The 26,428-nt window shown below is 61.7% G+C and carries 25 protein-coding genes; 12 read left to right on the forward strand and 13 right to left on the reverse strand.

The annotated features are described in order from the left end of the window. Positions 1–141: 141 nt before the first annotated feature. The 3 genes from ACVW1B_RS37400 to asnB are packed head-to-tail and all read left to right on the forward strand — an operon-like array spanning position 142 to position 3,479. The gene (locus ACVW1B_RS37400; protein ID WP_253605181.1) at positions 142–1,521 is read left to right on the forward strand and encodes a polysaccharide biosynthesis/export family protein; all 1,380 of its coding nucleotides are present in this window, start codon (positions 142–144) and stop codon (positions 1,519–1,521) included. Further along, positions 1,508–1,726 carry a hypothetical protein gene (locus tag ACVW1B_RS37405; protein ID WP_253610079.1) on the forward strand — a complete coding sequence of 73 codons (219 nt, stop codon included), beginning with the start codon at positions 1,508–1,510 and terminating at the stop codon, positions 1,724–1,726. The genes ACVW1B_RS37400 and ACVW1B_RS37405 overlap by 14 nt, the downstream gene beginning before the upstream one ends. 22 nt (positions 1,727–1,748) lie before the next feature. Further along, positions 1,749–3,479: an asparagine synthase B gene (gene asnB, locus ACVW1B_RS37410; RefSeq protein WP_253641411.1), complete on the forward strand. Its 1,731-nt coding sequence runs from the start codon at positions 1,749–1,751 to the stop codon at positions 3,477–3,479. A 227-nt stretch (positions 3,480–3,706) separates the two neighbouring features. Here asnB and ACVW1B_RS37415 read toward each other — a convergent pair whose 3' ends face one another. The 8 genes from ACVW1B_RS37415 to ACVW1B_RS37450 all read right to left on the reverse strand — a co-directional run bounded on the left by ACVW1B_RS37415 (position 3,707) and on the right by ACVW1B_RS37450 (position 15,719). Further along, positions 3,707–4,885: an acyl-CoA dehydrogenase family protein gene (locus tag ACVW1B_RS37415; protein ID WP_253605176.1), complete on the reverse strand. Its 1,179-nt coding sequence runs from the start codon at positions 4,883–4,885 to the stop codon at positions 3,707–3,709. Between the two features lie 65 nt (positions 4,886–4,950). Beyond that, positions 4,951–6,963 carry a non-ribosomal peptide synthetase gene (locus ACVW1B_RS37420; RefSeq protein WP_253605174.1) on the reverse strand — a complete coding sequence of 671 codons (2,013 nt, stop codon included), beginning with the start codon at positions 6,961–6,963 and terminating at the stop codon, positions 4,951–4,953. Positions 6,964–7,004: 41 nt separating this feature from the next. Beyond that, positions 7,005–8,045: a thioesterase domain-containing protein gene (locus ACVW1B_RS37425; RefSeq protein WP_253605172.1), complete on the reverse strand. Its 1,041-nt coding sequence runs from the start codon at positions 8,043–8,045 to the stop codon at positions 7,005–7,007. Between the two features lie 47 nt (positions 8,046–8,092). Next, a complete protein-coding gene (locus ACVW1B_RS37430; protein WP_225643069.1) occupies positions 8,093–9,004 on the reverse strand; it encodes a 4'-phosphopantetheinyl transferase family protein in 912 nt (303 codons plus the stop codon). A gap of 249 nt (positions 9,005–9,253) precedes the next feature. Continuing rightward, entirely contained in the window at positions 9,254–10,417 is a 1,164-nt protein-coding gene (locus ACVW1B_RS37435; RefSeq protein WP_229157720.1) for a GNAT family N-acetyltransferase, read from the reverse strand. A gap of 378 nt (positions 10,418–10,795) precedes the next feature. Next, the gene (locus ACVW1B_RS37440; protein ID WP_253605170.1) at positions 10,796–13,411 is read right to left on the reverse strand and encodes an AMP-binding protein; all 2,616 of its coding nucleotides are present in this window, start codon (positions 13,409–13,411) and stop codon (positions 10,796–10,798) included. Between the two features lie 279 nt (positions 13,412–13,690). Further along, entirely contained in the window at positions 13,691–14,701 is a 1,011-nt protein-coding gene (gene galE / locus ACVW1B_RS37445; protein ID WP_253605168.1) for a UDP-glucose 4-epimerase GalE, read from the reverse strand. A 97-nt stretch (positions 14,702–14,798) separates the two neighbouring features. Beyond that, a complete protein-coding gene (locus ACVW1B_RS37450; protein ID WP_253605165.1) occupies positions 14,799–15,719 on the reverse strand; it encodes a LuxR C-terminal-related transcriptional regulator in 921 nt (306 codons plus the stop codon). Positions 15,720–16,180: 461 nt separating this feature from the next. On the opposite strand from ACVW1B_RS37450, the gene ACVW1B_RS37455 reads away from it, so the two are divergent. Then, positions 16,181–16,837 (forward strand): LuxR C-terminal-related transcriptional regulator, encoded by a 657-nt coding sequence (locus tag ACVW1B_RS37455; RefSeq protein WP_225162391.1) that lies wholly within the window; start codon positions 16,181–16,183, stop codon positions 16,835–16,837. Positions 16,838–16,889: 52 nt separating this feature from the next. Here the strand turns inward: ACVW1B_RS37455 and ACVW1B_RS37460 are convergent, their stop codons facing one another. Beyond that, the gene (locus ACVW1B_RS37460; RefSeq protein ID WP_092079104.1) at positions 16,890–17,306 is read right to left on the reverse strand and encodes a VanZ family protein; all 417 of its coding nucleotides are present in this window, start codon (positions 17,304–17,306) and stop codon (positions 16,890–16,892) included. A 621-nt stretch (positions 17,307–17,927) separates the two neighbouring features. Then, complete coding sequence (locus ACVW1B_RS37465; RefSeq protein WP_028335246.1) at positions 17,928–18,164, reverse strand: DUF6894 family protein; 237 nt, start codon at positions 18,162–18,164, stop codon at positions 17,928–17,930. Between the two features lie 578 nt (positions 18,165–18,742). Here ACVW1B_RS37465 and ACVW1B_RS37470 point away from each other — a divergent pair. The 6 genes from ACVW1B_RS37470 to ACVW1B_RS37495 all read left to right on the forward strand — a co-directional run bounded on the left by ACVW1B_RS37470 (position 18,743) and on the right by ACVW1B_RS37495 (position 21,869). Then, positions 18,743–19,003 carry a hypothetical protein gene (locus ACVW1B_RS37470; protein ID WP_076834843.1) on the forward strand — a complete coding sequence of 87 codons (261 nt, stop codon included), beginning with the start codon at positions 18,743–18,745 and terminating at the stop codon, positions 19,001–19,003. A 220-nt stretch (positions 19,004–19,223) separates the two neighbouring features. After that, positions 19,224–19,565, forward strand: a complete 342-nt coding sequence (locus ACVW1B_RS37475; RefSeq protein ID WP_456822832.1) for a hypothetical protein — start codon at positions 19,224–19,226, stop codon at positions 19,563–19,565. 179 nt (positions 19,566–19,744) lie between these two features. Then, a complete protein-coding gene (gene minC / locus ACVW1B_RS37480) occupies positions 19,745–20,461 on the forward strand; it encodes a septum site-determining protein MinC (protein ID WP_028335249.1) in 717 nt (238 codons plus the stop codon). 21 nt (positions 20,462–20,482) lie between these two features. Next, positions 20,483–21,298, forward strand: coding sequence for a septum site-determining protein MinD (gene minD, locus ACVW1B_RS37485; protein WP_057021178.1), 816 nt, complete (start codon positions 20,483–20,485; stop codon positions 21,296–21,298). Next, the gene (gene minE / locus ACVW1B_RS37490) at positions 21,298–21,576 is read left to right on the forward strand and encodes a cell division topological specificity factor MinE (RefSeq protein WP_026192121.1); all 279 of its coding nucleotides are present in this window, start codon (positions 21,298–21,300) and stop codon (positions 21,574–21,576) included. The genes minD and minE overlap by 1 nt, the downstream gene beginning before the upstream one ends. Beyond that, positions 21,573–21,869 carry a hypothetical protein gene (locus tag ACVW1B_RS37495; protein ID WP_057021179.1) on the forward strand — a complete coding sequence of 99 codons (297 nt, stop codon included), beginning with the start codon at positions 21,573–21,575 and terminating at the stop codon, positions 21,867–21,869. The genes minE and ACVW1B_RS37495 overlap by 4 nt, the downstream gene beginning before the upstream one ends. A gap of 157 nt (positions 21,870–22,026) precedes the next feature. Here ACVW1B_RS37495 and ACVW1B_RS37500 read toward each other — a convergent pair whose 3' ends face one another. Then, positions 22,027–22,830 carry an NAD-dependent protein deacetylase gene (locus ACVW1B_RS37500; RefSeq protein ID WP_253605161.1) on the reverse strand — a complete coding sequence of 268 codons (804 nt, stop codon included), beginning with the start codon at positions 22,828–22,830 and terminating at the stop codon, positions 22,027–22,029. 153 nt (positions 22,831–22,983) lie between these two features. Between ACVW1B_RS37500 and ACVW1B_RS37505 the strand changes: the two genes are divergently transcribed. Beyond that, entirely contained in the window at positions 22,984–23,364 is a 381-nt protein-coding gene (locus tag ACVW1B_RS37505) for a c-type cytochrome (protein ID WP_253605159.1), read from the forward strand. A 20-nt stretch (positions 23,365–23,384) separates the two neighbouring features. Here the strand turns inward: ACVW1B_RS37505 and ACVW1B_RS37510 are convergent, their stop codons facing one another. Continuing rightward, on the reverse strand, positions 23,385–24,542 hold the full coding sequence (locus tag ACVW1B_RS37510; RefSeq protein ID WP_253605157.1) for a LysM peptidoglycan-binding domain-containing protein: 1,158 nt from the start codon (positions 24,540–24,542) through the stop codon (positions 23,385–23,387). Positions 24,543–24,720: 178 nt separating this feature from the next. Further along, positions 24,721–25,185: an Lrp/AsnC family transcriptional regulator gene (locus ACVW1B_RS37515; protein WP_028335254.1), complete on the reverse strand. Its 465-nt coding sequence runs from the start codon at positions 25,183–25,185 to the stop codon at positions 24,721–24,723. A 161-nt stretch (positions 25,186–25,346) separates the two neighbouring features. On the opposite strand from ACVW1B_RS37515, the gene ACVW1B_RS37520 reads away from it, so the two are divergent. After that, entirely contained in the window at positions 25,347–26,360 is a 1,014-nt protein-coding gene (locus ACVW1B_RS37520) for a 1-aminocyclopropane-1-carboxylate deaminase (protein WP_253605155.1), read from the forward strand. The last annotated feature ends 68 nt before the right edge of the window (positions 26,361–26,428 follow it).

Raw genomic sequence — 26,428 nt, forward strand, 5'->3', positions numbered from 1 at the left:
CTGACAAAAACATAGCATTCGGGTCAGGAGGCGGATTGGCAATAAATGGGTAGCCGGGAGTAACTACGATGGTCAGTTGAGCCGAGGCGCTGCGGGATTAGATTGTCGATCAATCCGTGAGACCGAGCCATCGAGCACGCCATGCCGCACGCCAAGCTGCGTAATTTCCTCCGTCTTGACAACCGTCGCGGTCATCCAGGCCATTGCGTCAGGTGGGGCCTGGTGGCTGTTGGCCTGACGATTTCCGCGCAGGCGAAAGCCGAATATCGAGTGAGCGTCGGAGATGTTCTGGAGGTCGCGGTGGCCGGCGTGCCGGAGCTGCGGCAGCGCGCGCCCGTCCAGGTCGATGGCAATATCTCGTTGCCGCTGGTCGGGATGGTCCCGGTCGCCGGCCTGCCGTTGCAGGAGATTCGGGCCAAGGTCGGGGCCGCAATGACGAGCAAGGTCTTTCGACAGAGGACCGTGGACGGCCGCGAGGTCGTGGTCGTGATAGATGCAGATCAGGTCACGGCGATCGTGGCGGAGTACAGGCCTGTCTACGTCAACGGGGACGTGTCGAAGCCGGGGGAGTACCCTTATCGTCCGGCGAGCACCGCGCGCCAGCTCATCGCCATGGCGGGTGGCTACGACATCATGCATATCAGGATGAACAACCCGTATCTCGAGTCAGCCGACCTGAGAAGCGAGTATGGTTCGCTTTGGACAGAACTCGCCAAGGAACAGGCGCGGATGTGGCGCATCAAGAGCGAGCTCGGGGAGGGGACGCAGATCAATCCAAGCGCGTCTCTTGCCGACCTGCCGATAGCCCGGTCGGCGGTTTCGGAAATCGTCAATGCGGAAGCCGAATATCTGAAGACGAAGCAGAGCGACTATCAGCAGGAAAAGGCGTACTTGCAGCGCAGCGTTCGGCAGGGAGACGACGAGGTCCGCGTGCTATCGGAGCAGCAAAAGAAAGATGAAGAGGGACTTCAGTCCGACGTCGAGGACCTTCAGAAGGCGACCGACCTGTTCGGCAAGGGATCGTTGATCAGCCCTCGCGTGACGGATGCGCGTCGCGCGGTTCTGCTGTCGGCGACCCGGAGGCTGCAAACCTCTGCGCAATTGCTCCAGGTCAAGAAATTGCAGGACGAGTACGCCAGACGGTTGGCAAAGCTCGACGATCAGCGGAAGCTTGATCTGTTCCGTGAGCTGCAAGAGACCAGCTTAAAGCTCAATCAGATTCGCGAGAAACTGCAGAGCGTCGGTGAGAAGCTTCAATACACTTCGATGGTTCGATCGCAGCTCGCACGGGGAGCCGGCAGTAAGCCCGATATTGCTATTATTAGAAAGAGCGAGAAAGGACCGGAACGGATTGTCGTGAACGAGGATGCCGAGTTGCAGCCCGGTGACACCATTGAGGTCTCGCTGCGATATCAGGATGGTCCCGACGCGGCACCCCGAAAGCTGAGCAGTTCAAACGTTCCGGTCGTGATAGGCCGGACCGACGTGACCGCGGCAGACTCGCGGCGTGACAGCAGGTGACAAAGCCGGAAGCGGCAGAGTGATCGGGATTGGCACGTCGAGAAGACACGAGCAGCCACGGAGTTTGATGCCGCTTGTCCGTATATTTTTAGCCTATGCGACGGTGTCGCCGCTTAGGCATAAGGTAATTCCGCTTGATCTGAACCTTGAATATTTTGTGACTTTTGCCGTTCTCGATCCGCTGTTCCGCTTCGCTGCGATCTGAACTTACAGAAGGGGCAACCTCCTTGTGCGGCTTCGTTGGCATCTTTGGATTTAAAGAATCGCTTGAGTCGGCGCGCAGCCGGGCACTCGAGATGGCCAAGACGGTCAGGCACCGCGGGCCGGACTGGAGCGGCATTTATTCCAGCGACGGCGCAGTGCTCGCGCACGAGCGCCTTTCCATCGTCGACGTGGAGCACGGCGCTCAACCCCTTCTCGACGTGACCGCGGGTCGCGCCTTGGCCGTGAACGGAGAGATCTACAATCATGTCGGTTTGCGCGCGGCGCTGAAGCTGCCGCACGCATGGAAAACGAAGTCCGACTGCGAAATCATCCTGTATCTCTACGATGAGTACGGTCCTGCCGTGTGCAATATGCTGAGTGGCATCTTTGCATTTGCCCTCTTCGATGAGCGCAGTGGCGATTTCTTCGTCGCCCGAGACCACATCGGCATTGTTCCGCTTTACATCGGATGGGGCAGCGACGGCACGACTTACGTCGCGAGCGAAATGAAAGCCCTCGATGGCGTATGCGAGACGATCCGGGAGTTTCCTCCGGGACATCATTACAGCGCTAAGGCCGGAAAGTTCGTCAAGTGGTATGATCCACAATGGGCACATACTCTTCCAAGCAGGAAGGTGTCCCTGCAGGAGCTCCGATCTTCGCTCGAAGCTGCGGTCAAGCAGCAGATGATGTGCGATGTGCCTTACGGGGTGCTTATTTCCGGCGGGCTCGACTCGTCGCTTATCGCGGCGCTTGCAGCGCGCCACCGCTTCAAGCGGATCGAGTCGGGAGAAACCGAGGAAGCATGGTGGCCGAGGCTGCACTCGTTCTCTGTCGGCCTCGAAAACTCACCCGACATGAGGCATGCGCGAGACGTGGCGGCTCACATCGGCACGGTCCATCACGAGATTGTTTTTACCGTGCAGGAAGGATTGGACGCATTGCCGGACGTGATCCGGCACCTGGAGACCTTTGACGTCACCACCATTCGTGCCGGCACGCCGATGTATCTCATGGCGCGCAAAATCAAATCAATGGGCATCAAAATGGTGTTGTCCGGAGAAGGCGCTGACGAGGTATTCGGCGGCTATCTCTACTTCCACATGGCGCCGTCAGCAGAAGAATTCCACGACGAGACTGTCCGAAAGATCTTTGCGCTCAGCAAGTATGATTGCTGTCGCGCGAACAAGGCAATGGCGGCGTGGGGGGTCGAAGCCCGTGTGCCCTTCCTGGACAAGGAATTTCTGGACTACGCAATGTCGATAAACCCCGCCGAGAAGATGTGCCCTGGCGAGAAAATCGAGAAGGGCATATTGCGGGAAGCATTTACCGATCTGTTGCCGCAAGCGATCTTGTGGCGTCAAAAGGAGCAGTTTTCCGACGGGGTAGGGTACAGCTGGATTGAAAGCTTGAAGCATCAAGCCGAGAATAAAGTCTCGGATCAGATGCTCGCAGAGGCGAGCAAGCGCTTTCCGCGGCAAACGCCGACGTCCAAGGAAGGCTATTTCTACAGGACCATCTTTGATGGCATTTTCAACAACCCGACAGCCTGCCTGACTGTGCCCGTCGGTCCTTCGATCGCATGCTCCACGCCGACCGCGTTTCTTTGGTCTCAGCAATTTGCGAGCATGAATGACCCATCCGGAAGGGCAGTGAAAGGGATCCACGTTCAGGCCATTGATCATGTTCGGTCAGTTGAAAACCTCAACAGTTCGAAGGCCCCATCGGGCGAACGGGTTGCAGCGGCGGAGTGAAATCGTCCTTCAAGTGAATTTCGGATTCCACACAGCGTCGCCCGGTGTTCGGCGGCAATGACGCCTGCCGGATTTCGTGGGTGAATCCGGCGCGCCGTATGCTGCGTCGGTCGCCGCGACCCGGCCCGGATGCCGAGACCATTCAAAGCCCGGCCCGCCGCGCGAAGCGCCGGCACTTGGCCTTTCTGCAAGCAACGCCAGAGCGACGCCTCAACGCCGCGTCAGGATCATGACATCGACGCGACCACCTCAAGCATCACTTCAGTCGCGCCGCCGGCGATGGAGAGGACGCGGGCGTCACGCGCGACGCGCTCGATCGCGCTCTCGCGCATGACGCCCATGGCGCCGTGGAACTGCACGCAATCATACGCGACCTCGTTGACGAGCTCGCCACAGATGGCCTTCAGCATCGAGATCTCGCGCAGGCAATCGTCATCGGCCGCCATGCGCCAAGCGGTGGCATAGAGAAACCCGCGGCTTGCCTCCACTTTCGCAGAAAGCATCGCGAGCCGCTGACGGATCGCCTGCATGTCCCAAAGGACGCCCCCGAATGCCCGGCGGGTTTTCACGTAGGTGAGGGTCATGTCGATCGCTGCCTCGGCCATCCCTATCGCCATGGCGGCGAGGACAAGGCGTTCGTTCTGCAAGTTGCGCATGATTGAGTAGAAGCCTTGTCCCTCCGCGCCGAGCACGTTCTCGGCGGGGATGCGGCAACCGTCGAAGACAAGTTCCGCCGTGTCGGAGGAGCGCCAGCCGAGCTTGTCCAGCTCGCGCGCGACGCTGAAGCCTGGCGTTCCCTTCTCGACGAGGAACATCGTGATCCCGTTGCTTCCGGCCGAGGGATCAGTCTTGGCCGCGACGCAGTAGAGATCCGCGTGGACGCCGTTTGTGATGTAGAGCTTCGTGCCGTCGAGCACGTAAGAGTCGCCATCTCGCACCGCGCGCGTGCGGATGGCCTTCACGTCGGAGCCCGCATCCGGCTCCGTAATGGCGATCGCGGTGATCACCTCGCCGCTGATAATGCCCGGCATCCAGCGCGCCCGCTGGGCTTTGGTCCCGTCGTGAAAGACGTACGAGGAAGCCATGTCGGCATGCACGAGCATCGCGTCGGCGGCGCCGCCATAGGTCGAGCGCCCGAGCTCCTCGGCGAAGACCGTTGACGCGACAGCATCCATTTCGGCGCCACCATACTCAGCCGGGTAGCGGATGCCGAAGAAACCGAGTTCGCCCATGCGGCGCAGGATCGAACGGGGAATGAACCCGTTCTCTTCCCAGTGATCCGCGCAGGGCTTGATTTCCTCCTTGACGAACCGGCGGACCTGGTCCCGCAAGAGCTCATACTCCGCCGCCATCCAGGGCAGCTCCGGCTCTCGCGCCGCGTTCCAAGCTTTGTCCATCATCTTCATCCGATCTGCTGTGAGCCTGACTCAAAGGCTCCTGTCCCGCCCAAGACCAGGCGGAGACCTTCCGGCTAGAGTTCGACCTCCTCTCTCGGTCCCTCCGAGAGGGAAGGGGCATTGGAATCGGCCACCCAGCGCATTCCGTCGATGACTTCCGCCAGTTCGGCCAGTGTCGGCCGCTCAAAGAGGTTGCGAAGCTGCACGTCGACGCCGAAGATCTTTCGCATGCGCGACACCGCCCGCACCACCAGCAGCGACTCCCCGCCCAGTTCGAAGAAGTTGTCGTGGCGTCCGATCGACTCGAGCTTCAGGAGTTGACACCATAGAGCGGCTAGCGCCTTCTCGGTCTCTGTCGCGGGGGCGGCGAAGACCTGCGCCGGCTGGATGTTTTCCGCCGTCGGCTCGGGAAGCGATGAGCGGTCGATCTTGCCGTTGGACGTGAGCGGCATCCGCTCGAGGCGAACGTAGTGGGTCGGAATCATGGACTCCAGCAGTTCTTCGGCGAGGTGCGCGCGCAGGTCCGCCACGGTCAGGGGTTTCGACGCGACATAGTAGGCTACAAGTCGTGCGATGCCGTCTTCGGGCGTCGACGGTTCGCCATGGCCGATCTGGGTCGTTTTCTGTGTCGCTGCTTTCGTCATCGAGGTGGTGACGGCGCATTCGTGAACGTCCGGGTGCTTGAGAAGCCGTGCTTCGATCTCGCCGAGCTCGATACGGGTGCCGCCGACCTTCACCTGATGATCGGCGCGGCCGAGAAATTCCAGGCGTCCTTCCGAGTTCCAGCGGGCGAGATCGCCCGTTTTATAGAGCCGCAGCTTCGAGCGCCCATCTCGGGGATCGGCGACCGTGCGGAAGCGCTCGTCGGTCAGATCGGGGCGATTGAAATAGCCTCTCGCGAGACCGTCGCCGGCAATGAACATCTCACCGATGATTCCGGGGCCGGTGGGCTGATATTCTATGCTGAGGACGTAGATTCCTGCATTCGCGGCCGGAACGCCGATCGGCACCGATGCGGATTGATCCCGATCGGTGTCGAAACGGTGAATCATGCAGCCCACCGTGGCTTCGGTTGGTCCATACTCGTTGTAGATCTCGATAGGATGGGGAATAGCGCTGGTTATATCGCGAGCCAGCGCGGCCTTGAAGTCCTCACCGCCCACGATGAACTTGCGCAGTCTTGTGGTCTCGAGATTGCGGTCGCGGATCATCGCGAGATGCGCCGGCGTCAGCTTGATGATGTCCACCGCATTGTCGTCGATCACCTTCAGCACGACCATGCTCTGCACTCCGGGATCACCAAGATAGACCACGATGCGGCCGCCGGTGATGAGTGGCGTAAAGAGCGTTGTGACGGTCAGGTCGAATGCGAGGGATGAGAAAAGGGGCCATGCGAGACTTTCGCCGGAACTGTACACCCGGGCGGCCCACCAGATGTAGTTCACCAGGCTCCGATGCTCGATCTCGACGCCCTTGGGAGTGCCGGTCGAGCCGGAGGTGAAGATGATATAGGCGGCGCCGTCCGGCGTCGCAGCGGACGGTCGGGCCGAGGCCGGCTGATTCGAGATCGACTCGAGATCGGCGTCGAGTACGAAAATGTCGGCAAGGTTCGAGGCGATGCCCGAACGCATGCGCGATTGGGTGATCGCCACGGGCGCCCGCCCGTCGGTCCCGTTGGAAATGTCCTGCAGGATTGTTGTGATACGCCCCTTCGGCGTTGCCGCATCCACCGGCACGTAGGCTGCGCCGGACTTCAGGACGCCCAGGATCGCAACGACGACTTCAATGGAGTGCTCCATGAAGACAACGGCAATCCGGCCCGGGCCCACGCCGGTCGAGCTCAAATACGCGGCCATCTGGTTGGAGCGTTCGTCGAGCTGCCGGTAGGTCAGCGTTGCATCGCCAAAGCGGATCGCTTCAGCGTCGGGACTACGCGTCGCCTGGTCGCGGAAGAGATCGATGATCGTCCTGTCCGACGGATAGCGTGCCGCCGTGGCGTTGTAATCGACAACCAGCGCCTGATGATCGGAATCCTTCAGCAGGGGAAGCGCTACGCCCTCCGGCGCGCTAGGTAGGACTTCGTTCATGAAATACGCTCCCGTCGGGAAAACTAAAAACGAAAATCACGTCAATCGTTCTGCTTTTGGGTTGCCTGGCGATAGAGGTTCGCAATGGCAGGTGCGTCAGGTTCCATCAGCATCGAGGCTTCGTTGCAGTCATCGGGCCCGAAGTAAAATTCGGCATGCGGCACTACTCGCAGCCATCGGTGTGGCGCGGCACCCGATCGCAGCCAGGCTTTGTTGGGAAGGATGATGCAAACCCGACCCGAATACGGAGTGGGAGTGTACCGCTGAAAGGCCGCGATCGCCGTGGATTTGAGCAGAGCCCTGCTCGCCAATACCGGGTCTGTCGCGACAGGCTCATTGCTCTTGCCAACGAGGGGTACGAGGGCGCGGACGTGCTCGCGCAGGCGACTGCCGAAATATCGGAGACGGGCGCCGAATGTCGGCAGCTTCGCTGTCTCATGCAGGAACGATTCCGCCTTGCCCCTGGCAATAAAATACAGCCGGCGCGGCCATTCCCCATAGGTGGTGGGGTGAAGCGGGCCAAACAGCGCAACGCATGAGACCTCGGACTCGCGCTGTCCCAGGATTTTCGCCAGTTCAAAAGCTGTTGGAGCGCCCGAGCAATAGCCAACGATGATATACGGACCGCTCGGCTGATATTCGACGATCTGGCGGGCGAAGTACTCGGCGATATCTTCGACGCGATCCATCGGCTCGCTCTGCCCATCGAAGCCAGGCGGTTGGAGGGCGTAGAACGGTTGATCGCCGCCCAGGTGCTTCGAGAGATCCAGGAATGAGGACGGTGCCCCGACATGACCGGGTACGGCGTAAATGGGCGTGCGTGTGCCGCGAGACTGCAACGGAATGATTGCAGGCGGTTGGGTGGCCGCCGCCGTGGCCATGTTCAGAAACGCGATGATCTCGCCTTTCCGACCCTGCAACTGATCGCGAAGCTCCGCCGTCAGCGCGCCGGCCGGGGCGTTGCAGCGCAGCCGGTCGCCATCCACCCAGACCTTGATGTCCTTGACCGCGAGGTCTGCGAGCAGCTCCGAAAACTGCATCACGTGCGCTGACATCGGGCTTTTCATCGATGAAGCTGACATTTCCTGTTCCGTGCGCCATCGCGGTGACTTCGACTCCGGATGACAGTTCATTTACGGACGACCACGCTCCCAACATATCCAGGTTGCGGTACGAAGCTTCGGACAGCCCAATCCCTTTCATCCCAGGAAATCGGCTGTCCCAAGCCGCACCCCAGCGCCTTGGAGACAGCCTCCAGCCGGGTCCAGCGCTGGAGGAAGCCTTCCAGCCGGTCTTCCGGATCGAGGGCGGCGTAGGACTCGTATTCGGAGGTGGAAAGGCAGAGCGCTGCGATCTCGTCCGCTTCGGGCACAGGGAGAACCGCCTCGACGTCCACCCCGACCTCTTGCCTGATCGAGAGGGCGATGACCGCTACTTCTCCAGATCGCGAGACGCTGAAGCGCAAGTCGCGGGCGGGCATGCGGCGAGAGAGGTGGGGTTTGCCCAGCCGTCCATATTCCAGCTCGATCTCTGAAGGTGAAATTCCCAGTCTGGAAGCGAGGACCCGGCGCAGCTGCCCGCGGCTAACAATGAAGCGGCGGCGATCGCGCTCCAATCTCAATCCCGCGGCGCGCCGATGTTCCTCTTCGTTGAGGCATGCGCTTAGCTCCCGGATGGCGTCCCGCTCCACATGGAGCATGAATGCCAGGACCTCCAGACCATCATTCTCGACAACCGGCGTGATGACCTCGGGTCTCAGCTCGACTGCTTTGTCCAGAAAGCTCGAAGGGGCGGTGGAGGCTCCGCGAGCCCCGCGTTCAAGTCTGCGATAGCCTGGCCCGTCAAAGGAACGACTATTTTCCCACTCGCTCTGTTCACAGGCACCTGTGCGAAAAGCCATCACAACTTGCTTTCTATTAGCCTCGATCCGGATTGCCGCCGGTAGGTTGCGAACGGTATTGCGATGGGCATTCGAGCGGACTGCTGATTGAAATTTTAATCGCGCACCGCCATGGCTCAATGGACCATCGTAATTACCCATTTTTTGCCAGTCCCCATCCCGTGCCCGGATTGTACGGCTCGGGTTGAGTGACCCGGTGGCAAGCGCAGCGTTCTTCCGCCAAGAGCGCAAACGGGGGAATATTCCTAGGGGAATGGACCGCTAGCCGGTCAATGGATGCAGTCCGGGTGTCAGCGCCTGCCCCGGGTCGGCGGTCAAAAAGGGGCAGCACCGACATGGCCACATCGCCGACCGGACGTTGGTTCTCGCCAAGGAGCCTAAACCGACCGGCTAGGAACCAGCCCCGAATACGGAATACAGAGCCGCAGTCTTCTTTGGAAGATTCGTGGCAATGGTCCGTAGCATCCGCTTGGCGCTGCGCAGCTTGGCCTCGATGTGGCGCTCCGGACTGTCTTTGCCTACAGCGATCCACGTCATGGCTTGCTCCCGATTGGCCAGATGGGACTTGTGCCCGCCGCCACCAGCCAGGAAGTCGTAGCCGCTTTCCCCGCGTGCAATGCTGTCCTCAATAGCCAGCACATGGCTGACGAGCCCGGGCTTGAGCCGGCTGTCGCTCTCATAGAGAAAGCCGCTCTGGTAGTTCAGGACACGGCCGTCATGCACGAAATTGTACACGACCCCAATTGTCTCGTTCCCAACCAACGTCCGTGAGATGCGAACGGCCCCCGTGGGGACGCCGCGCGCAATGAGGTCCTCGTGAAACGGACGGAAGCCGGGATTGGCGAAGGCTCCCCTGCGTCCCCATCGCGACCGATGAAAGTCGCTCAGCAGATCGAACGCGGCGAGGGCCTCCGTCGTCGTTTCCATGATGCGGAGTTCAACGGGGCCGCGTTCGGCATACAGCCGCATGGCACGGCTCACGGCCTGGCGCGTGCTGCGGCCCAATGTGGCGCGATAATCGCCCCCGCGCTGGCGGACCGGGGCAAAATCGACCCACAATGCCGCATCAGCCTGTTTCACCTCGGTCACGAGCCCAGCCCGGCCTGCGGCGCGACTGGCAGTCGCCTCAAGGTCCGGATCAATTCCGGAGAGCACCAACTGATCCGAGCGGCGCAGGCGGGACGTCAACGCATTGAGACCTGCCGACATGATGGCATCGGATTGCTCTGCAAGAATACCGTTGTACTCGATGAACAATCGGTCGAAACGGGTATCTCCCGTTTCATTGAGCAGCCAGCGCGTCCGTGCATGCGGCCCGAGACTCCACGTTCTCCGCCGGCAAATAATCGCCAGGCCAACGATCTTGCCTGATGACCGGGCCACGAGGACGTGTGGTTGCGCGCCCTTCGGGATATGCCGTAGCCAGGTGCCGATCCAGAGCCAGGACAGGAAGAACGAGTGAGTCACTCGCGCTTCGAGCTCCTTCCAGGAGGCTTCAAGCCACGCAATGCTCTCCAGGGCATCCAGGCTGACATCGGTAACCGTCTCAGGCATGCTTTCCCGTTCCAACGCCAGAGGACCGAACGCGCGCCGCGACGGGAAGACCGAAGGACCAAGCTGCAACGCTCGCGCAAGATCCGACGGGTGGCTGGTCACACACAGGCATCCCTCTGACGGACACGTCGTGATTGGGCGTCTCCGACCGTTGCCTCGGCGGAACCCGATAACGCGAACTATATCCGGAATTTGATCGAGGTGCGGACCCTTCCTGAGTACCCACGCTAGCCTCTTGTGCCGGCCGAGCAACTGTGCCGAGGTGAAGCTGTGATCGACCGGGCTCAGGGCTGGTGCAGCGCGCTCCAGCCTTCGGCGTCCGACGGCCTTGATCCCTCGCCCGCTCACCAGGGCCTGCCATGGCTGACGTCCGGTTTGTCACGTGGCGCTCGATCCAGAGGTGAGTTTTTCAAATCTCCGCCGCAGGTGATCCACGAGCCGTTCCGCACCGATCAACAGGCAGCCTGGGTGTCCGCCAGGCACCTGTATCAATTCCAGTTGAGAGCTGAGATGCCGCCACGCTCGGCCATCGTGGTCGGCCGCGTAAAAGGCCACAGGGATCTCGAGCGGTGCCGGACAATACTGCGCCATTGCGATTGAATGAGCGTCCCACAACGCCGTCGGAATTGCGACCTTGGCGCTCGCAGTCTGTCCGTTCGCGGGGAGCTTCAGATATCGCTCCAGTCTCACCATTTGCTCGAAGGTCCAACGCAAGAGATAAGGGGAAACCAGCGGCTTCAGCAGCCCCAGGATCGCCCGTGGCATCGGACGGGCACTGACAGTCGGCGGGTCCACCATCGTGACCAAATCAACCGTGTGGCCGGCTGCCATCAGCTGGCGGGCCACTTCGAACGCCACCATGGCGCCATTGCACTTGCCGCCCAGAAGAAAGGGACCGCTCGCTTGCCTTGCCAGGATGAACGGCAGGCGGTCGGCGGCCATCGCCTCGATCGAGGCCGGAATCGGCTCCCCATGAAGACCGTGGGGATTGATCGAGATGATCGGATAATCCGGCCCCAGAAGCTCTACCAGCCGCCGCACACTCGCGTGGCCGCTGACAAGGTCGCCGTTAAAAAAGTACAGCGGAGACCGCGTGCCACACTCATGGGGCTGGAAGAACGCCGTCGCCCACGTGTCCGTCTGTGCGGAAACCCTTGCGGCAAATTGCCGGATGGTTTCTGCCCCGAACATGATGGTTTCCGGCACGGGATAGCCGACGAGCCGCTCGACCTCGATCAGCATCTCCATCGCGAGAAGGGAGTCTCCGCCGCTGGCAAAAAAATCGCTGTCAACGGTCACGGCCTGGTTCTTGAGCAGCCTGCGCCAGAGCGTCAGCAACTCGGCTTCTAGATTCAACGGCCCGTTCGCGACGGACGCCGGCATCGGCGCCAGATGACCCCGTGGCCGGTCGGCCAACTCGCGCAGACGTCGCCGCTGAACCTTTCCCGTCACCCCCTTTGGCAGATGGTCGAGCGTCAGAATGTGTCTCGGAATCTTGAACGAGGCCAACTCGCGTTGCAGGAACTGGCGAAGCTCCGCAGCGGTCGGCTGCGCCCCGCAATGAGGGACGATGGCGACTGCGACGTCCTCGCCCAGGCGCGGATGTGAGATCGCGAAGGCCGCAGCTTCGGCGACGGCCGAATGTCGCAATAGCGCGGCTTCGATCTCGGCGGGAGAAATCTTCTCACCGCCGCGATTGATCAGCTCGCTCAGGCGGCCGTGCAGCGAAAGGAAGCCGTCTTCGTCGAGGCTGCCGATATCGCCGGTGTGAAACCAACCCTTCGTGAAAGCGGCTTGATTGAGTTCCGGCTCATCGAGATAGCCCGACGTCACGGTCGGTCCACGAATCCAGATCTCTCCGCGCTCGCCGGCTGCCAGGGGATGTCCATCTTCACCAACGATCGCCACGGTATCGGGCCAGGGTCTCCCGCAGGTGCCCGGTCTGTTCGGACCGGGCGGCAGTTGGTTGGCGGCGATCTGCGCCGCCTCGCTGGAGCCGTAATGCTCCAGCACCGGCACGCCGAGAGCGTGTTGCAGGTCTTCCTGCACGATCCTCGGGAGCGGCGCGCCGCCTGACATGGCGAACCGTAGAGTGTGCGCAGCCTGCGCATTCTCGAGGCTCTGTGCCTTGTCGAGCACCGTGGCGTGAAGCGTCGGGCCTGCCGAGTACCAGGTCGGCCGCAGGACATCGAACCACTCATCGAGTGCGACGATCGCACTGTTCGCCGGGATCGCAATGCTGCCTCCCGTCAGCAACGGCGTGAAGACCGTCACTTTCAGCCCATGGGAATAGTACGGGGGCGACACGCTCAGGCATCGGTCCCGGGATGTGAGGCCGAACCAGGCCTGAAGGCGTTCGGCCGCCGCCAGCATATTGTCATGACTGAACGGAATGAGCTTCGGCTGCGCGGTCGTGCCCGACGTCTGCAGAATGAAGGCGGGGGAGTGCGGATCCGGCTCGGCGTCTATGGCAGGGGAGCCAGCAACTTGCACGGCGATCTCGAGTCCAAGCTGGCCCTGTCCGATCGGCGCGGCTTCTACGATCGCAAGCGTTCTGCGGGCTGCGGCCTCGCGAGCTTCAGGGGCACTGCCCTGCAGCACAACGAGCGCGCTCAGGTTCAGCATGTCGAGACGCTGCTCGATCTCAGGCTGCGAGAGGCGTGGGTCGAGGGGCACCGCGACACTACAGCAGGCGACTGCCACGATGGCGAGAACCGCCTCCGGGCCGCTCGGCATCAAGACCCCGATCCGGGTATTGCAATCGAAGCCGGCCAGGCGCAGCCGCCGGCGGATTGCGTTCAACTGGCGTTCAAGACCGTTGTATGTCAGAGGCTCGAAAGCGCTCGAGACGATCGCCGGCTGGTTCGGAAACCGACTGGCAGTTCGACCGATGACCTGGCCTATCGTGAGTCGGGCTTCCGACTCCCCATGGTCGCGAGCGTGGAAGCTCTCGGAACACATGGTGGCGCCAGGCGTCTCGTTGTCCAGAAGCATTCCGTCCTACCTTGAACAACGTAAGTCGGCTCGCACAACCATAGCGCGCCGCTCCCGAAGATGCCTTGCTGTACAGCAAGTGATGGCAGCAATTAGGGATTAGCCAATAGTCGGTGCGTCATCCTGCCATCCTGCCGATCGCGACCATTGGTGAGTGGTGGCGTAACAGGCAGCGGCGCGACTTGAGCTTGCCGATGCGAGCAGTCGTCTGGCTTGCGCGGGATTGAGCAGGCCTCGAACAGGACTGAAATTCTCGAAGGCGCAGACGGCTCTCGCCGACTAGGCGCCGCGATAGCCATTCGGGTTCTTCATCTGAAAATGCCAATGGTCGGCACACATCTGCGTCAGCGATCGCGTTGATGTCCAGCCCAACAGGTTCTTCGCGAGAGTTGGATCGGCATAGCAGATTGCGACGTCACCGACCCTGCGTTGGTCGATCACATGCGGAATTGGTCGGCCACTCACTTCCTTGAATGTCCGGATCACGTCCATGACGCTACTGCCGCTTCCTGTTCCGAGATTGACCGTCAGAAGGCCGGGCTGTCTCAGTTGGCGCAGCGCGCTCAGATGTCCGGATGCAAGATCGACAACGTGAATGTAGTCACGGATCCCGGTGCCATCAGGCGTATCATAGTCGTTTCCCCAAACATGCACCGTCGGACGTCGTCCGATCGCCACTTGTGCCACGATCGGCAGCAGATTGTTCGGCACATCCAGGGGATCTTCTCCGATCAGTCCGCTTTCGTGGGCGCCAACCGGATTGAAGTAGCGCAAGATGGCAATCCGCCAATCCTTGTCGGACCGATGAAGATCCCTCAGGATTTCTTCGATGAAGTATTTTGTGCGGCCGTACGGATTGATCGGTGCGACAGGATGCTTCTCGTCCAGCGGCAGGTACGCGGGTGTCCCGTAAACGGTTGCGGATGAACTGAAGACCAGCGTCTTGACGGATGCTCGCGTCATGGCCGACACGAGCCGCATCGTTCCCACGACGTTGTTGTCGTAATAGGTGATGGGTTGAGCGCTGGACTCGCCCACCGCCTTGAGCCCGGCGAGATGAATGACCGCGGTCACGTCGTGGGCGCGCAGGATCTGGTAGATCGCCTCTTCATTGCGGATATCGGCATGCCGGAAAACGACCGATCGTCCGCAGATGGCTCGTATCCGTTCGAGGGAGGCGCTGTTGCTGTTGGAAAGATTGTCGACCGCGACGACATCGAGCCCGGCGTCGAGTAGCGCGACAGCGATATGGGACCCGATATAGCCGGCACCGCCGGTCAACAAGATCATTTCCGCTTCCGTTTCGCGTCTGCGTGGTCAATGCTCGCCGCGCGCGGGAAATCATCCCGCGCGGTGATGTCGATGCGCCAGACCGGACGAGTCTCAGCTATTTCCGCAGTCGGATCGCCCCGTCGACTTTTGAGCTCATGTCCTTGCGGGTATGGCCGTTGGCGAGGGAGACTTCGAAGTAGTTCTCCGCATGGTCGATCGCGCCAAGTGGCGCCGGCCGGCCCGCTCTCGCAATCTTGGGAATTTCCCGGCCAGGTGGGAGGAGCCGCTCGGTCACGTCAACGATCTGATGCGCCGAACTGCTGTTTCTCGACCAAGCCGCAGATCGATGGTTCAATCCCCAGATTGCTGCCTGCGTTCTGTTTTGAACCCGGATCTTGCGAAGGATCGCCTTGATGTGAACCTTCACCGTGGCTTCGGCAATCTTGATCTTGCGCGCAATGCACTTGTTGGAATCGCCTTCAATCAGGCACTGCACAATTGAAACTTCGCGCGGCGATAGTTGCTGAGCCAGCGTGTCATCTGCCGTTGCGACGGCATGATCGTCATCGTTGGGTACAGGAGCATCGTCCACCTCGCGTTTCTCGGTCTCGAGAGCGGACTCCAAGAATGCCGGCGGGAATACCGTCCCACCCATCATGACGAGTTCGATGGACTTGATGAACGCGTCGCAGTTCATCACGTCGATGAAATATCCGGTGGCGCCGGCTCGGAATGCGGCAACCAGATCATTCAGATGAAAGTGATCCGCTACAACTGCGACACGTGCTTCCGCGTGACGGCGCTTGAACGAGTCGATTTGCTCGACTGTCGGGCGAAAATCATCGCCACTATGAACTATGAGGAACAATGCCGGACTGGCGGGGGCTTTCTGAAGCGCCTCGTCGCTGGGCCAATCATCGGCGTCGTATATCGAGGTTAGGACGAAATTCTCCGAATTTAGAATTCTTGCAAGGCCTTCTTTGCGAAGACTATTTTCACCAACCAGTGCAATGGCAAAAGGATATCGTCGTCTCATGGAAACTCTCCCGGACGCTACAATGATACAAGCGGTTGAAGGGTTGAACCCGGTTCATTTTTGGTGGCCCGCCCAGCTGAAAAGAACGACGTAAAAACAAGCTTCCTCAGATTCGGTCGATAGAACAAACCTGGGACGAAAAGCGCTTAACCCACTCTCAAAATATTTAAGAATGTTAGATGCTAATCCCCAATATCCCTATATACCGTTGGTTATAGGCATTTGGGGCCGCCAAACTGACGAGGGTGGTCTCTCGGTCCTGGTCGACAGGTACGCGCTGAGGGTGTGTTGGATCGTCGCCGCGATTACGCGTTGTGGAATCATGTTTGTCGGCGCGCTCCAGGCGGTAGATTCACGGGACCAAGCGACAACAAAACCTTACTGAAATGTCTCATATTGGAGTAACTTATTAATGACATGGGCGCCGATCTGAACTGAGGGGGACTGAGGGTTGATCGGAAATGCATTTCAGTCGTGTAGTCATTGCCAGTAGATATCCAGTCGTTTTATTGGGTCTGAACTGCCTGCTCGAAGCAGAGCGTGATTTCAAAGTTGTTGCTCGCTGCAATGATATTGCGAGCTGCTTCAAGGCAATACAGAGCCTCGCGCCCGACATCGCCATTTTGGACATGTCGATGCCTGACATTTCTGGGCAGGCCATGCTCGAGGTCGCAAACTCCGGGGCGCTTGGTGTGCGGCTCGTGTTTCTTGCCGCCTCGGTTGAGGATCGCGATCTCGCCATGCTCGCAGCAGCGGGAGCTTGCGGTGTTCTTCTGAGCGAGGAGGAGCCCGAAACGCTCTTGCAGACGTTGCGGCAAGTCGCCGACGGCCAGAAGACATTGCCTCCGCCCTCGTACGAAGAAGCCATCCCTTATGCGCAAACGACGATCCCGGAGAAATATCTTGCGGTGCTGACGGACCGCGAGCGTCAGATCATGCGCTTGGTGTCGGAGGGCTTGTCGAACAAGGAGATTGGCCGCCGTCTGAAGGTGGCCGACGGTACCATCAAGGTTCATCTGCACCACATCTTCCGCAAGCTCGAGATCAGCAACAGGACCGTCCTTGCTACGCTTGCCGTCTCATATTCCGGGCCGACCGGGTCTCCATCCGTCGAATAGCGGCGACGGACCGGCGTTTTTCATCGAGCTTCGTGCGCGATGATCATCCCCGCTAGGCCAACGGGCTGTCTGTACGCCTGGAGATTACAGAAAACGAGCGTCGCAAGGCAGTTGCGATGAAAACGCCTGCACAGCAGCCGGCGCCTTTGACGAACATGTCCTTTACGTATCCATGTCTGTCGGGGAGCAGTCTTTGGATGAGTTCGAAGCCGACGACTATAGCGAGAAGGACGAGCAGGATTGGCAGCACATGCTTCGGATAGGCGAGCGAAAAGGCGACCCCGATAATGAACAGAGCTGCAAAACGATCGATGTTCGCCGATATCAACGTGTGCGGACGGAATGCCAGCGGTGTGTCGGTGACGATGAAGAGGCCTAGGATCAAACCCCAGGCCAAGCATCGGAATACGGTTTGCGTCATCCCTTGTGGTTCGGCAAGAGCGCAGTAACCTGGTTTCATCATTCGCATTCGCAACTACTCTTCAGGCGTGGCCGTTTTAAAGATGGATCGTCGTTGCACGATGGGGTCAAGCTCAATTGCCGATCACCATGGCGGGCTAGGTTTTGCCAAGCCACTGGCCAATGTCTCTGGATCCGATGACCCGTTTGGGCCGGTACGGGTTGATCGTTCCAGCTGAAAGTCTCTCGATGCGCTGGTCCTCCGCCAGTTTCCTTGTGAACTGCTTCGCATCCTGTTCGGATACGAATGTCGCAGTCCTTCGTGCGTGCCTGTCGGGCGGAGCATCGCGTTGATCAATGAAGGAGACGTACCAGATGTGCCTTGCTGTCATGCGGGACCTCCGAGGTCAGGTCTAGGCGCGAATACAAATTCGAGACACCAGGCGGTGATACCTGAAAGCGAATCGGCAGAAAGCTTCTTCTCCATTGTGGAGTCGTGATTGGTTTCTGCGAGCCAAAGCAGGCCGGCGATTGGTCCGTCCACAATGGACGGGAATTGCAGCTTTCGCTCAGCGTGTCGCCGGGGCTTTCAGAGTACTCCTCCTGGACATCAAGCTTGCACGCTTCGTTCCATCGCGAAGTTTTAAGATGGCCACGAGGCGCCGCAAGCGAGCGCTGCGTTCGCTGCTATTCATGCCGCAATGGAAAACTGAAGGACGAACAGTGACTGGCCGCCCGGCTCGGGGCTGTCGCTGATTTCGACATGCCAGCGAAGATGACGCAAGAATGGCTCCGTCACGTCGTGCTTGAGTATCTCGCCGCTCAGTTCAATCGCCGTCGTCCGTGCGGCGAAAATGTCGGGAAGATCCAGGCCGACATCATCGAGCACTGAATGGCCGCCGTGGATATGAAAAAAATACCGCGGCATTGGTGTCTCCGGATGAGGCGAACATTCCGACGACTGCGACGAGCTCGACGCATCAAAGTGGTGTCATCGCACCACGGTGAGGCGGACGGCAAGCCGCTATTCTAGGAGGGCGGATCATCATTGTTGGGTACCCCGACGTGGACCTGCACCATCATCGGTTCGGAAGGTCGAGCGACGCATCGGGTCGACAGAGGAGACCAGCCGAATTCGTGCGGGCTTGTCGGCAATGAGCCAGCGATTCGGTCATCGTGATTTCGAGACAATGGCAAGCGGCCGGCGGGAAGCAGAGAGCGCCGCTCGTCACCGCGAATACAATCACGCCATTACAGAAGCTGAGGCAGGCGGCCGACCAGCAGGAAACGGCTGCGGCCCACCGGTCGCGCCGAGATCTCTCGGATGGTCAGGGAAGCATGCGGCACTACCTAACAGCCGAAGCTAACGAGCAGCATTTCACGACGGCCCCCGGTGCTCGCCAGGGACGTCGGCGATCAATTATTTGTGCGGTGCGGCAATATTAATATTGCATTGCAATAATAGCTGACTAACTCTGCTTCTCACGTGCCATTGAGGAGCCTTCCGTGATCAAGATTTCCCTCTCCACCCTTGCCGCCGCTCTCGCGATCGCAACCGCCGCGTCCGCTGCGGAACTTCCGACCTATGAGGCTGCGGGCCTGCCGATCTCGGCGGTGCAGGCCGGCGTGATTGGCGCCGCCAATGCCCGCGAGCAGGCGCCTGTTGCGACCACTTCGGCGACGCCGCATCAGCTCAGCGTTCTGACGCCCCGTAACAAGATGACGACCGCGCGGGCCGCTGCCCGCACCGACCGTTCGGTCCACTGATCGGCATAGCCGTTCCCGGGAGGCCCGCGACGAAGCGCGGGCCTCCCTCGGGCGTAGAGCAAATACATCGCGCGCTCAGCTGCGTCCGACGCAAGCTCGTGCCGCTCGCCGCCGCCAAGTGGCGCCTCACGCCGTTGGCGCGAACTCCCGCAGGTGGAGTTTGATTGCGGCGTCGACCTCGTCCGGGTGATCGACCTGAGGCAGTCGCCGAGGTCGAGAAATGGTGGCCGATCGTCAAGTCGGCGAATATCAAGGCGGAATAGCTACAACGATGATTTTCGGCGTGATCGGCAGATGCGCGTTAAGGCATCCGCTGTCATGGCAGGGCTGGCAGCTTGCAGGCTCGGCATTGGAAATCGTCGCCGCGCTCGTCGGCGCGAACTTCGAATTCCTCCGAAACCCGAACAATTCGGTTGCGAAGCGGGGCGACCTCGGACAGCTCAGCGTGGCCCGTGCGTCGGCATTTCGGGCACCGCAGGATCTCAATCCAGCTGGAGTGGGTCATGGCGTCGTCTGCAAACGCTCGCGGAATGATAACCCCGTCTGGCGCGACGAAAATTGATCCAGCTCAAAAACGCGGCCGTATCTCCCCCAATTTCACATCTGTTCAAACGCCAAAGCGCGTTTCGAGGCCCCGGGGCGAGCGCTGTCCAAATCGGTGAAAACCCTGACCGCGTTAACCTTTGATTAACCATGCGGTCCGATTGTTAACCATTCGACAAGACAACCGAGTCAGGGGCGATGGACGCAACTCAACAGGTCGCACGTCAGCAGGTCCGCATGCGCGGCCGTTCCTACGTTGCGTTCGTTTTCTCGCCGGTCGTGCCGGTCGTGTCCTGGCTGGCCGAGATCGACGCGACGCTGGCCAAGTCGCCGGGCTTCTTCACCGGAAAGCCCATCGTGCTCGACCTCTCGGCGGTCGATCTCAGCCAGACCGCGATCGCGCATCTGATCGGCAGCCTCGGTGAGCGCAACATCCGCATCCTCGGCATCGAGGGCGTCGACGAATCGAAGCTCGGCGCCAACATGCCGCCGCTTCTGACCGGCGGCAGGGCCTGCGCGATCACCCATGTCGAGCCGCAGAAGCCGCAGGTGCAGGAAAAAAACAAGGACAAGGACAAGACCAAGTTGCCGTCGCTGCTGCTGGAGAGCCCGGTCCGTTCCGGCCAGTCGATCGTGTTTGCCGAGGGCGACGTCACCGTGCTCGGCTCGGTCGGCTCCGGCGCCGAGATCGTCGCCGGCGGCTCGATCCATGTCTACGGCACGCTGCGCGGCCGCGCGATGGCCGGCATCAACGGCAATTCGGCGGCCCGCATCTTCTGCCAGAGGATCGAGGCCGAGCTGCTCGCGATCGACGGCTACTACCAGACTGCGGAAGAAATCGCCGACAGCTTGCGCAACCGGCCCGCCCAGGCGTGGCTCGAGGGCGAAATGCTGCGCATTACACCATTGAACTGACCGACCACAAGGAGAGAGAGAATGGCCAAGGTATTGGTCGTGACGTCTGGAAAGGGCGGGGTCGGCAAAACGACCTCAACCGCCGCGCTCGGCGCGGCGCTCGCGCAAATGGGTCAGAACGTCGTCGTCATCGATTTCGACGTCGGCCTGCGCAACCTCGATCTGGTGATGGGCGCGGAGCGTCGGGTGGTGTTCGACCTCATCAACGTGGTGCAGGGCGTCGCCAAGCTGCCGCAGGCGCTGATCCGCGACAAGCGGCTGGAGAATCTCTGGCTGCTGCCGGCGTCGCAGACCCGCGACAAGGACGCGCTGAGCGAAGAGGGCGTCAAGCACGTGATCGCCGACCTCAAGACCAAGTTCGACTGGATCCTGTGCGACAGCCCGGCCGGCATCGAGCGCGGCGCGACGCTCGCGATGCGCTACGCCGACGAGGCCGTTATCGTCACCAATCCGGAAGTGTCGTCGGTGCGCGACTCCGACCGCATCATCGGCATGCTCGATTCCAAGACGGTCCGCGCCGAGCGCGGCGAGCGCGTCGAGAAGCATCTTCTGGTCACCCGCTATGATGCCGGCCGCGCGGCGCGCGGCGAGATGCTCTCGATCGACGATATCCTGGAGATCCTTGCGACTCCCTTGCTCGGCATCGTCCCGGAAAGCCAGGACGTGCTGCGCGCCTCCAATGTCGGCTGCCCGGTCACGCTGAACGCAGCAAGCAGCGCGCCGGCGCGGGCCTATACCGATGCGGTGCGCCGCCTGATGGGCGAGGCCGTGGAGATGACCGTGCCGGTTCAACGCAAGGGGTTGATGGATCGGCTACTGCGACGGAGGGCGGCATGATGAACGTAATGCGGCTGTTCGGCGGCCGCGCCGCATCGGCGCCCGTCGCGCGGGAGCGGTTGCAGATCCTGCTTTCGCATGAGCGTGGCCGGACCGGCGCGCCAGATCTCCTGGAGACACTTCGCTCGGAAATCCTGAGCGTGGTTTCCAAGCATATCGACGTCGACCCCGACAAGGTCGTGGTCCGGATGGACCGTGGCAAGTTCGTCTCGATGCTCGAGGTCGACATCGAGGTTCCCAATGGCGTGCAACGATCGAAGATGGTGGCGGCCACATGACGGCAGACAGCGATAGTCACATTGCCTGGCAGCGCGCGCAGCTCAAGAAGCTGCGGGCGGCGTTGAGGGCGATCGAGGCCGATCAGCTCGGCAAGGCCAATTGCGGCCGCGCGACGCAGATGACGATCGACGAATTGCAGCGCAAGATCGGCGAGTCGGGCCGCTGCATCGCGGAGTACGAGCGCCGCACCCGTCGCCCGCTGGCGACGGATCTCGGCAGCCTCGCCAGCGTCAGCTGGACGCACTGGAACGCCAATATGCCGATGGCCAAGGCGCCGCGCCACCGCGCGTAGTGCGATAACCTGGCCCATCGTCATTGCGAGCCACCCGGTCGGCGCAAGGCGCCGCCGGATGACAGGCTCCGCGAAGCAATCCATTTTTCCGCATAGGCGGCTCGATGGATTGCTTCGTCGCTATCGCTCCTCGCAATGACGTGGAGAGAGCAGCGGCCTACAGCAAAAAAGCCAGCGCGCTCTCGCAACTATCCTCGATCTTGAGGGTGAGCAGCTCGTCGGCGCGGGTGCGGCCGAGATTGACGGCGGCAATCGGCAGGCCGCGCTGCTCTGCCATCCGGACGAAGCGAAAGCCGGAATAGACCATCAGCGAGGAGCCGACCACCAGCACGGCGTCGGCCTGCTCGAGATGCGCCTGCGCCGACGCGACCGTATCGCGCGGCACGTTCTCGCCGAAGAACACCACGTCGGGTTTCAGCACGCCGCCGCAGGCCTCGCAGGCCGGCACCACGAACGACGAGAAATCCAGATCGAGATCGGCGTCGCCGTCGGGTGCGTCGGCGGCATCGAGCGTGAGCCAGGCGGGGTTTCGCCGCACCAGCTCGTCCTGGAATTGTTCGCGCGGCATCGTCGCGCCGCAGCCGAGGCAGCGCACTACGTCGAGCCGGCCGTGCAGGTCGATCACCCGCTGGCTGCCGGCGGCCTGGTGCAGGCGGTCGACATTCTGGGTCAGCAGCAGCTCGCAGCGCCCTTGCTGTTCGAGCTTGGCCAGTGCGCGATGCGCGCCGTTCGGCGCGGCGCGGCCGAACCGCCGCCAGCCCACCATGCTGCGCGCCCAGTAGCGCTGCCGCGTCGCCGCCTCGCCCAAGAACGCCTGGATGGTGACCGGGCGCGTCCGCTTCCAGTTGCCGTCGCTGTCGCGATAATCAGGAATGCCGGAATTGGTGCTGCAGCCGGCTCCGGTCAGGACAAACAGGCGCTGGTGGCCGGCGACGAAATCCTCGAGGGCGGGGTGTGGCATGGCAGCACATCTAGTGCGGCGCACGCACCTGCGCCAGATGTGGGGCCTGCCGCGAGCGGACCTTTCACGCCGCCTCTGCGTTGACGGCATGGCATCCGAGACGTGGTGCTGCGCGCGCCCGTTTGCCTGGCGCAATTGCCGACGGAGTGATCGATGCGGCCGGGATTCATCATCGTCGTTTGCGGACTGGTGTCGTTGGCGTCATCGCCGTCCCATGGTCAGGATGCGGGCGTGTCCGGCGAGCAGGCGTTCAACAACTCCTGCCGCACCTGCCATACGGTCAAGGACGGCGACAACCGCGTTGGCCCGAACCTGCACAATGTCGTCGGCCGCAAGGCCGGATCGGTTGCGAGCTTTCCTTATTCGGAGGCGATGAAATCATCCGACATCGTCTGGGATGAGAGCACGCTGCTGCGCTTCATCGAAGATCCCGAGGCCGTGGTGTCGGGCAACGGCATGAAGCCGTATACCGGCGTGCGCTCGGCGGAAGATCGCGCCAGGATCGTGGCGTTCTTGAAATCTCCCGGCAAGTGACCGTTGGCGGTAGGCCGGTCTCACTTTGCCGGCACGACGAAGACCTGGCCGGGATAGATCAAATTGGGATTGCGGATCTGCTGCGAATTGGCCCGATAGATCACGGCGTAGCGCTGTCCGGCGCCGAATGCGCGCTGGCTGATCCGCCACAGGCTGTCGCCGCGGGCGACGGTGGTCGTGGTGATCTTCGGCACGATCACAGCGGAGGGGGACTTCACATCAGATGCGGTGGCGGTTGCCGCCGCGGCGAGCTGCGGTTTGGCCACATCCGCACGGCCGGACGAGGTTGGCGATGCCGGGATCGATGCGGTCGTCATCGTGTCCGGAACGTTGAACGGCACCTCGGCCCGCGCGCGGACCTTGCCGGAAGTGGGGTCGACGTCGTCAAGCCGCACCTGATAGTTGCCGACGGTCACGCCCTTGTTGATCGTGACCGAGAGGTGCCCCGCCTCGTCGGCCGTCGCGGACGTGATCAAGCTGCCGTTGAGATAGAGCCTGACGGTCGCGCCGGGAGCTGCCTGACCGCTCACATGGAGCTTGCCGTCCGGTTCGGTCTCGACGGCCTCGATGGCCACTTTCCCAGCCGCCGGCGCCGTGGCAGCAGGTTGCGACAGCACGCGGACCGGTTTGTCCGGTGCCATCAGCGCCACCATCGGCCGCTCCCTCGTCGCAGCCTCGAGCGCCACCGCCACGCTTTGCTTGGAGGTCACCTGCTTGCCGTCGCGCGTCATGCGCAGGGTGAGGTCATAGTTTCCCGGCGGAAGCGGGCGCGGGACCATGACGAACTGGCCGGACTTGTCCACCACGACGCGATCGTGCACCTCGCCATTGCGCAGCAGTTCCACCGTCGTGCCCGGTAGCGCCCGGCCGGCGACAACGGTCTCGCCGGTCGGCTCGATGTTGACGACGTCGAACTCCGGCACCGCGTCGCCGCCTGGTGCCGGCGCCGGTCCTGCCAGCACGTCGGCCAGGGCCGCGGTCTCGGTTTGCGCCTTTGCCAGCGCGGTCTTGTTTTGGTCTCGCGCCGGAGCCGCTGGCGCGGATGGTGCCGTCGCCGTCAAAGGCGTGCTCCCGCCCAGGATTTGCTGGGTTTGGCGGATGCCGAAGACGAGCGCCGCCGTGCCGCCGGCGGCAAGTGCCAGCAACGGAATGACCAGTCGGATCGCCGTGGCGTTCATGATTGTCATCCGCGGATGATGTCCCCCGCGCATCCGCGCGCGACCCCCGCCCCCCGCGGGGATTTAGTGAGAGACTGCGCCGGTTTGCGCCGGCCATCAAGTCGGATGAAGGGATTACTTCTCTCGGGCAGGCCCTGGCGGCTCACGGCGCTCGGCCCGCGGCGGGATCACGTCAGGTTCAGAACTCCAGCGCCGCATTGTCCACCACCTCCTTCATGACGAAGAAGGTGCGGGTCTGCCGCACGCCGGGCAGCGCGATCAGCTGATCGCCATGGATGCGCTTGAAGTCGTCGACGTCGCCGGCGCGGATCTTGAGGAAGTAGTCGAAATCGCCGGCGACGAGGTGGCAGTCGAGCACGCACTTCAGCTTTGCCACCGCCTGCTCGAAGCTCGCAAAGCTTTCCGGCGTCGAGCGGTCGAGCACGACGCCGACCATCACCAACGTGCCCTTGCCGAGCTTGCGCGGCGCCACCATGGCGCGGACGCCGCTGAGATAACCCTCGTCGAACAGCGCTTGCGTCCGGCGATGGCAGGTGGCGGGGCTGACGCCGACCTGATCGGCCAGCTCGGCATTGCTGAGCCGGCCGTTCTTTTGCAGCAATCTCAACATCTTGAGGTCGATGCGGTCGAGCCGGGCGGGCATGGAAGAATCTCTCATCAGTGGCGAATTTCATGAAAGAAAACATATCATCTTGGCCAAATCCAGCAATCTTCAGGAACTACGTGAGCTGAGTTAGAGAGCACCTTTCGCGCCAGGGGTGATAGCTGTGGCCGCCGTTTCAGACCACCAAAGAGGATGCCAGCATGCTGGAGAAGTTCGCGCGCTATCCACTCACATTCGGGCCGACCGCCATCGAGAAGCTCGATCGGCTGTCAAAGCATCTCGGCGGCAAGGTCGAGCTCTATGCCAAGCGCGAGGATTGCAATTCCGGGCTCGCCTATGGCGGCAACAAGCTGCGCAAGCTTGAATACATCATCCCCGATGCGATCGCCTCCAATGCCGACACGCTGGTCTCGATCGGCGGCGTGCAGTCGAACCACACCCGCATGGTCGCGGCCGTCGCGGCCAAGATCGGCATGAAGTGCCGGCTGGTGCAGGAAAGCTGGGTGCCGCATGAGGACGCGGTCTATGATCGCGTCGGCAACATCCTGCTTTCGCGCGTGATGGGCGCCGATGTGCGGCTGGTCGACGAAGGCTTCGACATCGGCATCCGCAAGAGCTGGGAGCAGGCGATCGAGGAGGTCAAGGCGGCGGGCGGCAAGCCCTACGCGATTCCGGCCGGCGCCTCCGTGCACAAATTTGGCGGGCTCGGCTATGTCGGCTTCGCCGAGGAGGTGCGCGCGCAGGAGCGCCAGTTCGGCGTCAAGTTCGACTACATCATCGTCTGCACGGTGACCGGCTCGACCCATGCCGGCATGCTGGTCGGCTTCGCCGCCGATGGGCGCGCGCGCAACGTGATCGGCATCGACGGCTCGTTCACGCCCGCGCAGACCAAGGCGCAGGTGCTGTCGATCGCGCAGAACACCGCAAAGCTGGTCGAGCTCGGCCGCGACATTGTCGAGGATGATGTCGTGCTGATCGAGGACTACGCCTATCCCGCCTACGGCGTGCCGTCGGAGGAGACCAAGGAGGCGATCCGCCTCAGCGCGCGGCTCGAGGGCATGATCACCGACCCCGTCTATGAGGGCAAGTCGATGCAGGGCATGATCGATCTGGTCCAGAAGGGTTATTTCCCGGCCGGATCGAAGGTGCTCTACGCCCATCTCGGCGGCGCACCTGCGCTCAACGGCTACGCCTACGCGTTCAGGAACGGCTGAGGCGGGCGGGCCTCTGATTTCGTGGCTTCGTAGCCCGGATGAAGCGAAGCGCAATCCGGGTAGGTCTC

It is taken from the genome of Bradyrhizobium sp. USDA 4502 (assembly GCF_054063355.1).

What these genes read in the sequence shown, in the direction of transcription:
- ACVW1B_RS37400 (WP_253605181.1), top strand. Translation starts at nt 142, where the DNA reads ATGCCGCACGCCAAGCTGCGTAATTTCCTCCGTCTTGACAACCGTCGC.
- ACVW1B_RS37415 (WP_253605176.1), bottom strand. Translation starts at nt 4,885, where the DNA reads ATGAAGATGATGGACAAAGCTTGGAACGCGGCGCGAGAGCCGGAGCTG.
- ACVW1B_RS37420 (WP_253605174.1), bottom strand. Translation starts at nt 6,963, where the DNA reads ATGAACGAAGTCCTACCTAGCGCGCCGGAGGGCGTAGCGCTTCCCCTG.
- ACVW1B_RS37425 (WP_253605172.1), bottom strand. Translation starts at nt 8,045, where the DNA reads ATGTCAGCTTCATCGATGAAAAGCCCGATGTCAGCGCACGTGATGCAG.
- ACVW1B_RS37430 (WP_225643069.1), bottom strand. Translation starts at nt 9,004, where the DNA reads ATGGGTAATTACGATGGTCCATTGAGCCATGGCGGTGCGCGATTAAAA.
- ACVW1B_RS37435 (WP_229157720.1), bottom strand. Translation starts at nt 10,417, where the DNA reads ATGCCTGAGACGGTTACCGATGTCAGCCTGGATGCCCTGGAGAGCATT.
- ACVW1B_RS37440 (WP_253605170.1), bottom strand. Translation starts at nt 13,411, where the DNA reads ATGCTTCTGGACAACGAGACGCCTGGCGCCACCATGTGTTCCGAGAGC.
- galE (WP_253605168.1), bottom strand. Translation starts at nt 14,701, where the DNA reads ATGATCTTGTTGACCGGCGGTGCCGGCTATATCGGGTCCCATATCGCT.
- ACVW1B_RS37450 (WP_253605165.1), bottom strand. Translation starts at nt 15,719, where the DNA reads ATGAGACGACGATATCCTTTTGCCATTGCACTGGTTGGTGAAAATAGT.
- ACVW1B_RS37455 (WP_225162391.1), top strand. Translation starts at nt 16,181, where the DNA reads ATGCATTTCAGTCGTGTAGTCATTGCCAGTAGATATCCAGTCGTTTTA.
- ACVW1B_RS37460 (WP_092079104.1), bottom strand. Translation starts at nt 17,306, where the DNA reads ATGCGAATGATGAAACCAGGTTACTGCGCTCTTGCCGAACCACAAGGG.
- ACVW1B_RS37465 (WP_028335246.1), bottom strand. Translation starts at nt 18,164, where the DNA reads ATGCCGCGGTATTTTTTTCATATCCACGGCGGCCATTCAGTGCTCGAT.
- ACVW1B_RS37475 (WP_456822832.1), top strand. Translation starts at nt 19,224, where the DNA reads ATGGTGGCCGATCGTCAAGTCGGCGAATATCAAGGCGGAATAGCTACA.
- minC (WP_028335249.1), top strand. Translation starts at nt 19,745, where the DNA reads ATGGACGCAACTCAACAGGTCGCACGTCAGCAGGTCCGCATGCGCGGC.
- minD (WP_057021178.1), top strand. Translation starts at nt 20,483, where the DNA reads ATGGCCAAGGTATTGGTCGTGACGTCTGGAAAGGGCGGGGTCGGCAAA.
- minE (WP_026192121.1), top strand. Translation starts at nt 21,298, where the DNA reads ATGAACGTAATGCGGCTGTTCGGCGGCCGCGCCGCATCGGCGCCCGTC.
- ACVW1B_RS37495 (WP_057021179.1), top strand. Translation starts at nt 21,573, where the DNA reads ATGACGGCAGACAGCGATAGTCACATTGCCTGGCAGCGCGCGCAGCTC.
- ACVW1B_RS37500 (WP_253605161.1), bottom strand. Translation starts at nt 22,830, where the DNA reads ATGCCACACCCCGCCCTCGAGGATTTCGTCGCCGGCCACCAGCGCCTG.
- ACVW1B_RS37505 (WP_253605159.1), top strand. Translation starts at nt 22,984, where the DNA reads ATGCGGCCGGGATTCATCATCGTCGTTTGCGGACTGGTGTCGTTGGCG.
- ACVW1B_RS37510 (WP_253605157.1), bottom strand. Translation starts at nt 24,542, where the DNA reads ATGAACGCCACGGCGATCCGACTGGTCATTCCGTTGCTGGCACTTGCC.
- ACVW1B_RS37515 (WP_028335254.1), bottom strand. Translation starts at nt 25,185, where the DNA reads ATGCCCGCCCGGCTCGACCGCATCGACCTCAAGATGTTGAGATTGCTG.
- ACVW1B_RS37520 (WP_253605155.1), top strand. Translation starts at nt 25,347, where the DNA reads ATGCTGGAGAAGTTCGCGCGCTATCCACTCACATTCGGGCCGACCGCC.